General features: G+C 48.2%; 9 protein-coding genes. 2 read left to right on the top strand and 7 right to left on the bottom strand.

All coding sequences use genetic code 11. The features are described 5' to 3' along the window. Positions 1–107: 107 nt before the first annotated feature. Genes BGO59_RS10740 through BGO59_RS10720 form a run of 5 tightly spaced genes read right to left on the bottom strand, consistent with a single transcriptional unit; the run spans position 108 to position 6566 of the window. Complete coding sequence (locus tag BGO59_RS10740) at positions 108–650, bottom strand: hypothetical protein (protein ID WP_293683624.1); 543 nt, start codon at positions 648–650, stop codon at positions 108–110. A gap of 5 nt (positions 651–655) precedes the next feature. Then, on the bottom strand, positions 656–1282 hold the full coding sequence (locus BGO59_RS10735; protein WP_293683623.1) for a hypothetical protein: 627 nt from the start codon (positions 1280–1282) through the stop codon (positions 656–658). Positions 1283–1307: 25 nt separating this feature from the next. Then, on the bottom strand, positions 1308–4958 hold the full coding sequence (locus BGO59_RS10730) for a hypothetical protein (RefSeq protein WP_293683622.1): 3651 nt from the start codon (positions 4956–4958) through the stop codon (positions 1308–1310). Next, the gene (locus BGO59_RS10725; protein WP_293683621.1) at positions 4955–5245 is read right to left on the bottom strand and encodes a hypothetical protein; all 291 of its coding nucleotides are present in this window, start codon (positions 5243–5245) and stop codon (positions 4955–4957) included. Before BGO59_RS10725 ends, BGO59_RS10730 begins: the two co-directional genes overlap by 4 nt. 4 nt (positions 5246–5249) lie before the next feature. Further along, positions 5250–6566, bottom strand: a complete 1317-nt coding sequence (locus BGO59_RS10720) for a hypothetical protein (protein ID WP_293683620.1) — start codon at positions 6564–6566, stop codon at positions 5250–5252. A 152-nt stretch (positions 6567–6718) separates the two neighbouring features. Between BGO59_RS10720 and BGO59_RS10715 the strand changes: the two genes are divergently transcribed. Further along, positions 6719–9433, top strand: a complete 2715-nt coding sequence (locus BGO59_RS10715; RefSeq protein ID WP_293683619.1) for a hypothetical protein — start codon at positions 6719–6721, stop codon at positions 9431–9433. A gap of 65 nt (positions 9434–9498) precedes the next feature. Here the strand turns inward: BGO59_RS10715 and BGO59_RS10710 are convergent, their stop codons facing one another. Continuing rightward, entirely contained in the window at positions 9499–9771 is a 273-nt protein-coding gene (locus BGO59_RS10710; RefSeq protein WP_293683618.1) for a hypothetical protein, read from the bottom strand. 5 nt (positions 9772–9776) lie between these two features. After that, a complete protein-coding gene (locus BGO59_RS10705) occupies positions 9777–10484 on the bottom strand; it encodes a Rha family transcriptional regulator (RefSeq protein ID WP_293683617.1) in 708 nt (235 codons plus the stop codon). 296 nt (positions 10485–10780) lie between these two features. Between BGO59_RS10705 and BGO59_RS10700 the strand changes: the two genes are divergently transcribed. Further along, positions 10781–11581 (top strand): hypothetical protein, encoded by an 801-nt coding sequence (locus BGO59_RS10700; protein WP_293683616.1) that lies wholly within the window; start codon positions 10781–10783, stop codon positions 11579–11581. The last annotated feature ends 32 nt before the right edge of the window (positions 11582–11613 follow it).

Below are 11613 nucleotides of genomic sequence, written 5' to 3'. Positions count from 1 at the left end.
AACTGACGATCTTATTGACTTCTATATGACTGACTGAGTTAGTCGAGTCGAACGGCCCGGAAACGTAGGCTACTTTTTGGGGTATTGTGCTTAAATCAGTCATAGCATTAGTTAAGTATCATGGGTAATGGGCGCGGTAGGCCGAAGTTGGTTTGAGCAGGTGTTCCGGTATTGATATTGAGCATTTCCCACTCCGTACCCGTCCAGCGTTCGAGGGTTGTACCGTCTACGCTACGCAAATCACCAATCTGTAAGGGAGCTACACCAAATAGAGTTAGCGCAACTGAAACACTCGAAGGAGCCGCAACATATACCGTCGTTATTTCTGACTTAGCCACCAATGTAGTAGAGTAGCTAACCGTTAAGCTGCCCGCCCAAACCTTGCGACCATTAAACGAAACCTCTTGATAGCCTGAATTAATTAGGCCCGTTTGGGCGGGGTAGTTAATTGTTAGTTGCTGGCCGGAAATCGAAATAGTAGGCCGGAAATCGTCGGCTAATTCTTCGCCCCCTTTGCTGTAATAGGCATGAATTTCGACACTGGTAGGCATAATAAACCAGCCCGGAAATTCAAGGGTACGGCTAAACGCGTTACCAACAAATAACTGCGTTGTTAAGGGGGCTACATCATCACTTAGTACGTTTTGCATGGTTGTTACGCGCTGGCTGGGTGAGTGATTCGGATATAATCTAAACCGGCGTTGTTGGTATTGCCCCGGAACCGTAGTGTATTATCGCCCGCCTGAAATGCCTTACCCGATACCGTTACCGTCGTCAGACCGCCCCCGGTTGGCGGAATGGACACCTGAAACGGCGTGCCGTTATTGATAATCAAATCAACGATGGTCGTATCTGTACCCGACGTAGTTTTAGCCCGTAGGATAATCGTGTAATTGCCGTCCGAAACCGGCATACCCGTAAACGCAAAGTCCGCGTAATGGCTACTATTCTGGAAAAATTCGCGCGTCGTAACGTCCCCCGGCGTACCCGAAAAGTTCACGTTCGATGCTGCCGTTTCTGCCTGTATTTTCACATCATAGGCCGCATAGCCCTGTACGGGCGGGTTAGGAATCGTCAGGGTAGGAGCAACCCCGGCCGCTACGGTTCCGCCGTTGCTGGCAGTAATGCCGGAATGATTACCGGCTAGTACAGCCGCTTCAAACAAGGCTTGCCCCTGAGTCGTTAGCGGGTAGTTATCGGTATTGCGGAGTGTTTTGCCCGACCATACCGTAACGTGGTCGGAGCTTCGACGTACATAAATATTCTGATCGGCTGTAGGCATAGCTATACGTTGTTAAAGTGATTGTTTACGGTTCTGGGTCGGTGTTTGCGGTATTGACCCAACCGATTTTTAGGCGGGCCGACGATGGCACATTAAACGAGGTAGTATGCAAATCGTAGATAGTTCCCGACCATCCCGAAATCGTTGAAACCGGAATCGTCAGCGTGTGCCAAGCGTTGTCACAAGTCAGATTAACCGTTATGTTCTGACCGGCTATCTGTATGTCCGTTTGCCCGGTTCGACCGCCCGAAACCAGAAGCGAACTTGGCCAATCGGACGTAGCTTTATAGCGTACATAAACGTTCGACACAGACGAAGCCACTAAACCAACGTGCGGAAAATGGAAATCAACAAAGTTGGTTGACGGGTTTTTAACCTGTAATTCTATACCGTCGTCGGGCGTCGGATAGCCCGTATCTATTCCGTTTCCATAGGTGTAATACCCTCTACCGTTGCGGCTGTTAAACTTCCATTTGAACGTATTACGCGGGTCGGGTAGGCTGTTGGCCCATGCCTTGATTTGCTGAACCTGACCGACCATCAATTTATAATTGTCGTAATACGTACCATTCCAATCCCAAATCATCGACTGATTGGCTACCCCGTAATTGGCTGGGTTTGCAAATTCGTCCGATGCTGTATCATCCGGCGCGTAACGGTTCTGCGAAGTCTGAAAGCAACCAGCCCGCCAAACACCCAACCCCGACGACGCGGGCGAAGCGTCAGGAACCATTGCATACCAGTTTTGACCCATCGAAACCGGCGTTTGATTCCAGTTTGTTAGGTAGGTAATGTTCCCGTTACCGTCTACGTGTGCGTTGTACTTGTAGGGGGCGTTTACAATCGTGTTGGGGTACTCGTTGCTTTTGGCTTCGTACTTGGTTTGATCGTTAACCCGGTTGTGAGTCATTTTAACGTGTACGTCACAAACCGCCCCGGAAATACTTACCCATTGTTCTAATACTACGTCGGTCGGGTCATTTCTAACGGCCCAATTCATCATAACCGACTTTGTGTAACAGGTTGTCGAAGTGTACCACATATCGACCACGACGGCCGGATTATCGAACGTATCGCCTATCTGAATCGGATTATTGCCAACGCCCGCGCCTTCGGCTGTTGCCCATTGCGACTGAATTTCCTTATTCTGACTTTCAATCTGGCGCGTCCGACCGCCCCGGTAAATCGTCATACCAACGCCCCGGCCCCAATCGTTTTGATTAACAATATTTTGACCGCCCGGAAAACTCACATGGGCAACCGCCCCGCCGAAATTCTTCCAGATTTCTACCCGTATTGAACCGTTTTCTAAAACAACCTTATCGCCTATCGGTACGTTTCGGTGCAATCTGGAATCGAAAAACGGCCAAACGTTATGCGTTCCGGCTGTTGGTACGGAGTAATCGAAAGTGTCGAAGCTGGGTTTATTGTAGGCAATAGACGAATTACCACTACCGCAACCCGAAACTGTTACGTTGGAAACCGCCGTTTTGGGCGTACACCCCGATTTACTTACCGATACCGTATAAGAATATACGCCGTTTACATTTGTTGGCGTAAACGATGGATTTTGCGAACTGGCCGAAAAGCCCGGCCCCGTCCAATTGTAAGTTAAACCACTAGCCGCCGTTCCTGAAACCGAAGCCGTAAGCGTACCTGTTACCCCGCAACCGAGCGTAATATTATTGGTCGTTACGCTGTAGTCGCAACTCGTACCCGTACTACCCGTTGTTGAGGTAACGACCCCAACCCGGCCCGCGTAACCGGCTTTTTCCCATTGTGGATTACGCGATGGCTGGGCGTCGTAGGTCTGGTTAGAATCGCCCGCTTTGACAACGAACTCGTACACCTGGGCGGCTGGGCCGATGAGCTTTACTTTAAACTTATTGCCCCCCAACGCCCCGCCCGGAGCGCGTACAATGTCTACCCGTTCGGCTGTCCAATCCTGATTCATGCCGCCGAGAATCAAAACCCGTATATCGCCGTTAGGCTGGGTTTTGTAACGCATCATATAGGCGGGCTTTTGGACGCCCTGAACCCCCGCGTCATAGTTGTACGCTTCTACTCCATTGTAGGCAGTAAAAGCCCCTACCGCGTTTATTTGTACTTCGGGGTCTTCGATTAACGTAGAACCGGCAAACCATTTTTCGTAGGGCTGTAGATCGTGCCGGGCCTGAATAATGGCCGTCATACCATGCCAATGATGGTTAAACTGTGGTACGGACGCCAACGGCAACCGTACCCAATTCGGATTGCCGGGCGGGAATACGTAATACCCCCAACCGGGTTCATCCCCTGCAAAAAACCTAGTCACCATGAACCGGCTATAATTCATATAGGGCGGTTGGTGTACCTTCGGCGGTTCTTCGCCGGTTATATTCGTCTGTAAACTATCCCACGTAATACGCGATTGTACGTAACTGGTAAAATTGCCGTTGGCATCATACAGGCCGATTCCATCCCCTTCAAATTGGGGTTCCTGCATACGCATAATAGGGTGCTTGCTCCCTAATACCGCTTGCATTAACCGCCGATTCTCCTGTATATAACCCTTTTCGTCGGCTACAACGTGCCGAATCAGTAGCTTACTCCATAGGTAGGGGTAATTCGTTTTACCGGCTACCTTATTAACAAAAATATCGTTATAGTCGCTTTGGGCTAAATCTTTATCGAACAGGTAATAATAACCCGTCATAAAGTCTTCATTGCTGTATTGATTGCCCGTTAGCGTGTACGTACCTGTTCCCCCGCCCGGTTTGTTGAGCGTTACGGTATTACCTGAATGGCCCGGAATGAAATTAACGTTACAGGTTCCAGGCAGAAAATAATTGTTGTTGGTTGCAAAATCCTTTCGGGGTAAGGCTTGGTGCATCGAAGCCCCATAACTAACCAGCGTTCCGGGCGCGGACTTTTCTTTTAGGACTTTTAGAAGCAATACCAGCCGATTAGCCCGCCTTACCGACGCTTCGACAGACCACAAATTTTGTTGGTCGATTTGTTCGAGTGATCGTTCTACCCCGTCCGACTCGCAAATGATACGTTTGTCTTTACGACTTTCCCAACTAGGCCATTTGCTGTCATTTCCTGCGTAGTAACCCCTACTCCAATCGTTACTTACCTCTATGTTAAAGATAACGTACTTCGCACCGGGGTTGGCTCCATTGCCCGCGCCGGGTAGGGCGTTCCAAATCTGGTTATAGTAGGTTTGTAAGTCTGACTCAAAGAAGCCCGCCCCCTCTAAACTGCCATGTACGCCCGATTCAGTCAGATAGAGCATACCCGAACCGGGCGGGGCGTTGGCCTTTTCTGTGTCAGAAATCGACCAGAAGTTAAACAGATTTACCCCGAAGGCTTTACGCTGGGTTGGCGATAAGCCGCCCGGATTGTAGTCCATTGACAACCGGAAATTGTCGCTGAAATACTTGTTTAAGCCGAACTGTTGCGGGTTAAATACGCGTTTGGGTTCGGGTGCATACGGCAACCGAACTATACCCCCTTTGCGGGCAAAAACCGCGTCGGATGGCAACGTACTAACGAGCTTTTGGCTACCGTCCGAATAGATAGCATAAACCTTTTGGGTTGTGCCGTCCGTACCTGCTTTGTAGTACTCAATCGTTTGCCCAAACCCGGCTAATAGGCTGGCAAAGAGAAAAAGGAAAGTTAGTAGCGATTTCATGGCTGTTGATAATATCCTACGTTGTCTAAGTTTGATTGATCGTTTGCGGGGTCGTCTGTTCCGGGGTTGTCGGTTCCGCCATTATCGCCCCCGCCGTTGTCAGTCGAGCGAACGCGCCAACCCGAATTACCGGGGGGCGGAGCCGGTCGAACGGTTATACATTCCGCTACCTTTTCGGCGTAAGGTTTACTATTGAAGACTGCGAGACTTTCGGCTACAGTCATATCTTGGTACGGCCAAATGAGTTCGGAGCCGTCCGCCTGGGCGAACGATTTAAAGTAATCCATAGCGTTATGGGTTATAGATCGTTAGTGTTTGTCCTTTAGCGAGACTACTAGCGTTAAAGCTGATCGAAAGCAACGGCGTAGTTTGTCCGACCTTCCGAATTTTAAAGGTTGTCGTAGTTGACAGAGCCGCCGTTTGTGCGGTTGTACTTCCGTAAGCGTCCTGATATTGATACCCCTCTAATCCGGTTGGGCGTCCGGTTACGGGCGGGGCACTGTAGCCACTTGGTAGCCACGTTTCGTTTACCGGGTCGAACCCTGTCCAAGTATCTTGTAAATTCTGATTACCAGACTGAGCCGACCGATAGAAAAACGTTATATTATCCGAGTTGTCCCGGTAAATGACAACCCTATCGACCGAAGGCCGGGCCGTCGTTACCAAAAAATCGTCGTTAATCCATTGGCCCGCCGAATCGGTATAAACCCGCCGTAACGTGATTGTTTGGCCGTTTGCAAAATCCTTAGTTACGATAAATTTGCCAGTCGTGTTGTTGGCTGTAATCCCTAGCGGCAACGGCAAAACAGTGTTGGTTGCTGGGTCGTAACGCTGGCAGATAATACTACCTGTATCGCCCGCATTATCCGAAAACTCGTTAGCCGGGGCGGGTATTTCGTAATTATCGTAAGTTGTTATTGTTACGTCGGCCTGTGGATTGGTAAGCGTTGGCGCCGGGTTAGATGCCGCAAACTCGCTATTTGGCGCGTAGATTTCGGGCGTTTCTGCGCCGGTAATAAACTCGCTGTTTGGTGCGTAGATTTCGGGCGTTTCCTGGGCCGGTATCGGCTCCCAATCGACCGGGCTAGAGAAGTCGAAAACCGGCCCGGTTGGGTCAACCTCACAACTACCCACCAGCGTACAAAACAGTTGCCGGGTTTGTACGTCCGACAGTGCCGCCGTCAGTAACAGCCGAAAAATTATGTTTTTAACGTCGGGCGTTAACGCGCTGAATAGCGTTTGTAAATCTACCGTACCACCCCCGCCGTTGCCGCCAAAAGCCGCGATTAGCTCCACGATTGCGGCCGCGCTCAAAACCTTTGCATCGCTCTGTAGATCGGTTGGGTTTTTTGAGTCAGCGAACGTAACCAGACCGGGCGTGTTTAGCCCCGCGTTGCCGGGCCTGATTTGCTTTACAACTTCGTCACGCGTCGGGAAATAATCGGTCAAATCAACCGTTAGGGCGGGTTTATCGTTAAGAACGAGCGATAAAATACCGTTTAAGAATGTAAACTTAACAGGCAAATATTTTATCGCTTCGTTAAACTTATCTTTGCCGCCGTTGACAAAATTACCTACGGTAATTGCCAGTTGTGAAAGGAAAGCCACACGAAAAGCAGATTTAACAGGTTGAAATCAGCCATTTTCGCGGGCCAGTAGCGAAATGATTGTACGGCAAAAATACAAGAAATTGACAATTAACAATTTTCTTGCAAAAAATCTTAACATTTTTACGTTAAGATTTTAAATTCTTACCTACTATGTCGTTTTCTCGGTTAGAGTTTCGCTTACAAACAACGGTAGTTGCACAGGGTATTTTAACACCTATTACGGTCGTAATCGAAGAGCCTGTAAAATGGTCAGAGGTTCAGATCGTAGCGGAAAGGGATAGCGAATATCACGGCGTTAATTTCGAGTATTCGGACGGTGATATAAGCGTTGATTTTACCTGTGAATCGGCCTCTAGCCTGTTGTCAGCGCAATATTACACCTATGGCAATGATGCGGCTGTCAAGTTCCTTTTAGTTTCTATTTCATCGGATTTAGCGGAAACAATCCGGTTTACGGGCAAAATAGACTTTAATGAGGTTATTATAGAAAATGGGCGGGTTAGTTGTCATATTGTTAAAGACGACCTACACGATAAAATTCAAAGCCGGTTCGATACGCCCGTTTCTATGGCAGACGAACGGACGTTAGACAATGCTGATATTACCCCGCCCGACCCGGTAGAGATTGGTTTACCCGGTCAGGCTTTGATCGAATCGGGCTATTATAAACGCGTTGGCGCATGGTCGGACGTTACCGAAATCGACAACCCGCCCGCCGTTGGCTACTATATTTTACTGCCTAACCTAATTTACCCTGTCGGCCAATCTAACCCGGATGGCAAACCTTCGCTCGATACACTAAATTCGAGTAGCGGCCAGATTAATACATACAATGGCACAACGCTACAGACAGCCCCCGACGAATTGCCGTTTATTACCTGTTCGACGGCGGGAACCTACGACGTTTCGTTAATCTGGTCGTACGAAATCAATTTGATTCTTTACAAAAAGGCTCTGTTGATTGGCGGGGCGAAGTTTACAGGATGGACAATTGAACCTATTCTGGCAGTTGCCCGGCCCGGTCAGCAGACCGAACTTATCGCTATGGCTCCAAAGCAACAGGGTTCAGGCGAAACCAATGAAACCGGGTTTAAGACGGTAAACGCGGACTATAGCGGAACGTTTAGCGTAACGAAGGGTACTAAAATTTACTGGTACACCCAATTGCGCGTATTCAGTTCGACGGCTCGAAAACTGATTATCGACGTACACAACTTTACGGTTAAAGCGGATATAAAACGAACTACGCGGGCGGCTGATTCGCGGGGTTTTGCCTACCTGTTGCCCGACGCGTTAAAACACGTTTTCGGTGTTGTCTCTAACGCTTTGTCGGGGGTAACGGGTAGCGTTTGGGGTAATCTGATTTCTAAAGCGTCGGCCACTCAGCCACAGGACGGGTACGGCACAGAGTACGCGGTATCATCCGGGCAACAGCTACGCAACCTAAAAACGAAAGCTCCAGTATTTAGCCTAAAACAGTTAATCGGGTTTCTGTCGGCCAACCACGCGGCCGGGGTACTATACCAAACTGACGCAAACGGCAACCATTCGATACGGGTAGAGGAAGGTAGATGGTTTTACCGGGGCGGCAGGATAATGACGCTGGAAGAAAAGGCGGACGAAGACCCCGACGTATTTACGTACACCGAAAAACCCAACCTTGATTTAGCCTGTAACCAAATCGTTGTCGGTTACGAAAAATACCCAACCGAAGGGCCGGGGGTTCTGTTGGAGTTCAACACCGAACGAACCTACCAAACCCCGATTGTTTCGCATGAGTTAAAGAAAGAGATTAAAAGCCCGCTAATCGGGGCCGGGGCCGCAATTGAAGAAGCGCGTAGGCTTGGGATTCCTGAATATGACCAAAGCGGTAAGTTAATCGACCGATCAACCGAAGGGGGGCAATATGATGATGATAATTTTGTGTTACACGTTGCCCCTAAAGCCGAATCGGGCGGGGTAACGTTTCAGGTAATCCCATTAACCGGATTTCCGTATAAACCCGGTCAGCCAGCCGCTAAACGCTTTATTTTACCCGACGACGCGGCCCCCTTGCAGGTTGACGACGTTGTTATTTTCTCCAATACTGGAACGGCTAACGACGGGGTAGAATACCACATTTTTACCATCGTGCATGACAATTTCGGTAAACCAATCTATACAGTAGATGCCAGTTTCCCAATGGTCGAAGGGACGTTTTTTGCCAGTTGGCAGACAAAAGCCCAGCCGGTAAGAATCCGAACAAACGAACGTATCGACGTTTTGGGTATTGCCGACCCCGCCAACACCTACAATCAGGAATTAAGCCCCGCCCGAATGCTTCGCCGTTGGGCATGGCTTCTAAATTCGGGTTTTCGATACAAGCGTTCGACCGATGAACTACGATGCACCGACTACAAGGGCAATAAGGAAATGGTTAGCCGGATTCGGGACGGTTTTAACCTGCCGGGCGATACTGACAGGCAGGAAGTGTACGAAACGGGTAACGTAGCGTTAGGGGCGTTTGAACATTTTGAAAAAGTCTTTTCGCCCGAAACCATCGAAACACAGGTTTGCATGACGCGGGAACAGGTAGAGGAAACGCTATTAGCCTGCACCAATCAACACCCCGACGAATCGAAAAATTGCGGCTATCTGACTATTAAGCGAAAAGACGGTAGTATGTCGGACGGGTTTCTAATGAAGCTACAACACAACCCAACCAGCGAAGTAGCTACTCTCACCCTAAATAAGCGATTTGTACAAACGACGCTAGGGGGGCCGGATTGCTCAGACTATAGTAACTGGGTTTTTAACCGCTTTGAAACGGATGGAACGGCAGACCCCGACCTATACCTATTCTGTACGTTCCAATCCTTCCTTTAGCGGTAATCAATAAAAAACAAAAGCCCGGCCAAAAACCGGGCTTTTGTTTTTTATTGATTACTTACCTATACGACATCGGAACCGTCAGGCAATTTTATAGTAAAGAACCTTCGCCAAAAATCCATTTGCCTATCCATAATCAAATGGTTTGCTATATCAATCTTTTCGACCATTTTCATATGGTGAATTTCCCCTACTCTATCTACATTTTCACCGCATTCTATTCTACGTTCCTCGTGATACTTCAATTCCTGCTCAATCTGTTCCGACAATAGATTGAGTTCCGACAAAGGCAACGCGTCTAAAGCTTCGATATTTACTATCAGTTCGTAATCCATATTATTTATGATTTAGAAATTAACTTAGGGACATCCGGGGTCTTTAACAGCCCCATATCTTGCATTTTTTGAAAGACTGGTAAAGCATGATTCTTACAGAACGTAGCAGATTCGTCTATATTAATCTTGCCCGTCTTACAAAACTCATCCGCAAGAGCCATAGAGCTACTAACGGCGGGCCGGTAAGTACGAATAATCTCTTTAGCTGACGTTCTAAACTTGGACGGTATTTTCTTCGATTTCGCCCATTCCATCAACTCCGAAGGTGTTTTACCTGTATGCAAAAAACAATTCTTCCGGTTGTAGTCAATGGCTTGTTCCTTGCCGCCTTGTGAGAAATTATAGCTATTAACCTCTTTACTGTTCTGTATCTGCTTAGGTCGTTCCGTAAATACAGATAGTTGGTCGATTGGGTTTGAAGCCCCTACTTCGGCCTGTGCTTTTTCTTTCTCTAATTGCTCCCAACGCTTAACGATCCTGTGTCGAGCTACAACATCATAGCCAGAAAGTAACGTAATTGTTGTAGCCTTATCAAGTCGATATAACTGACGTTTCTTGCCCTGCGAATCGCTATAACTATCTGATTCACAATGCCAGCTCAAATTTGAGCCGTCAGATTTTGCCTTTTTAAATGCCGCAACCATACTACGAATGTCCCGCAACACATTCTTATGTTGCTTACCCGTTAACTCTGCAATTTCAAGACTAGTCATAGTTTTTATGACCGAACTTTGTAGCTCATTCATGGCTGTAGACAGTTGAAGGGTTTAGGAAAGCGTTTTCGAGTGCGGTAAAACTGGCTAAAGCCATAGCGTCCAAAACTTCGCGTAAGACTGCGATTTCGTTTTGTAGTTGTTCCGTTTCAGCTTCAAACGGATTGTCGATTTTGATAATTTGGGCGGTAAGTGCCTGAATCCGCAGCAAAATATATGCACTTTTTTTGCACATTTGCCGTACTTATCTTTGTTAAAGGACTGCAAAGTATCAAGATTTATAACAACCAAAAGTAATGTTACTGAACCGCTATAACTTTATCGTTTGGGGTAACACGCCCCCGGAACCCGCCGATGTTAGCGGCCTACCTGTTGGCAGTATTGGCCGGGTTTCGTCCTGTGTACTGTTGGCCCCGGCCGATGTGTTGCGGGTTTACATTAACATTCCGACCGGGTTAAACCTGCCTAATCTAAACGTTGCGTTAGTGGCTGACAATGCCGCCTTAACCGTCGTTGTACCCAATTTTGCAACGCTTACCCAGGTTGACACGCCCGGCCTGAATGCTCCCCAATACTATCTAAACGTTGTTATTCCGGTAGGTTTAGGGCTACGCGAGGAATATTACAGGCTTCGGATTGGTTCGGCTCAGGTTCCGTATTACTCGAATCGGCTTTGGTATAATCCGGGCGGCTTCGCGGGTATGAGTGCAATATTTTCGTTTCGATCAGTTCGAGACTTAGCGTATATACCGTATGAGTTGCCCGAATTAGCAGGTTTCCGGCAAACGCTACGGTTGAAATGCTACGCGGGAAATCCGCAAAATGACACGACGGTAGAAAGTTACGACGGGGTAACGACCGGGCGAACTAGAACCGTATCGGTAAAGCAAAAACGGTATCACTCGTTTACTGTCGAAAATGCCGACGCGTTCGCAGAAGAAGGATTTTCCGGTATGTTTGCCCATAAGGATTTGCTAATAAATGGGCGTCCGTTTGCGCTTAAAACGGGCTTCCAACTAGCGAATGATAGCCCCGGATTGGCGAACGGCACGTTTGAAGTATGGGAGTCCGGGTTTGCGTTAAAGACGTTGTGTTAACAAAAAAGCCCGGAATAACCGGGCTTTTTTGT

It is taken from the genome of Spirosoma sp. 48-14 (genome assembly GCF_001898575.1).
Lineage (GTDB): Bacteria > Bacteroidota > Bacteroidia > Cytophagales > Spirosomataceae > Spirosoma.
This window is presented reverse-complemented; position numbering and strand designations above follow the sequence as displayed.

Bases quoted from the DNA above. Each gene is read 5' to 3' on its own strand.
- BGO59_RS10740 (WP_293683624.1), bottom strand. From the start codon at position 650: ATGCAAAACGTACTAAGTGATGATGTAGCCCCCTTAACAACGCAGTTA.
- BGO59_RS10735 (WP_293683623.1), bottom strand. From the start codon at position 1,282: ATGCCTACAGCCGATCAGAATATTTATGTACGTCGAAGCTCCGACCAC.
- BGO59_RS10730 (WP_293683622.1), bottom strand. From the start codon at position 4,958: ATGAAATCGCTACTAACTTTCCTTTTTCTCTTTGCCAGCCTATTAGCC.
- BGO59_RS10725 (WP_293683621.1), bottom strand. From the start codon at position 5,245: ATGGATTACTTTAAATCGTTCGCCCAGGCGGACGGCTCCGAACTCATT.
- BGO59_RS10715 (WP_293683619.1), top strand. From the start codon at position 6,719: ATGTCGTTTTCTCGGTTAGAGTTTCGCTTACAAACAACGGTAGTTGCA.
- BGO59_RS10710 (WP_293683618.1), bottom strand. From the start codon at position 9,771: ATGGATTACGAACTGATAGTAAATATCGAAGCTTTAGACGCGTTGCCT.
- BGO59_RS10705 (WP_293683617.1), bottom strand. From the start codon at position 10,484: ATGACTAGTCTTGAAATTGCAGAGTTAACGGGTAAGCAACATAAGAAT.
- BGO59_RS10700 (WP_293683616.1), top strand. From the start codon at position 10,781: ATGTTACTGAACCGCTATAACTTTATCGTTTGGGGTAACACGCCCCCG.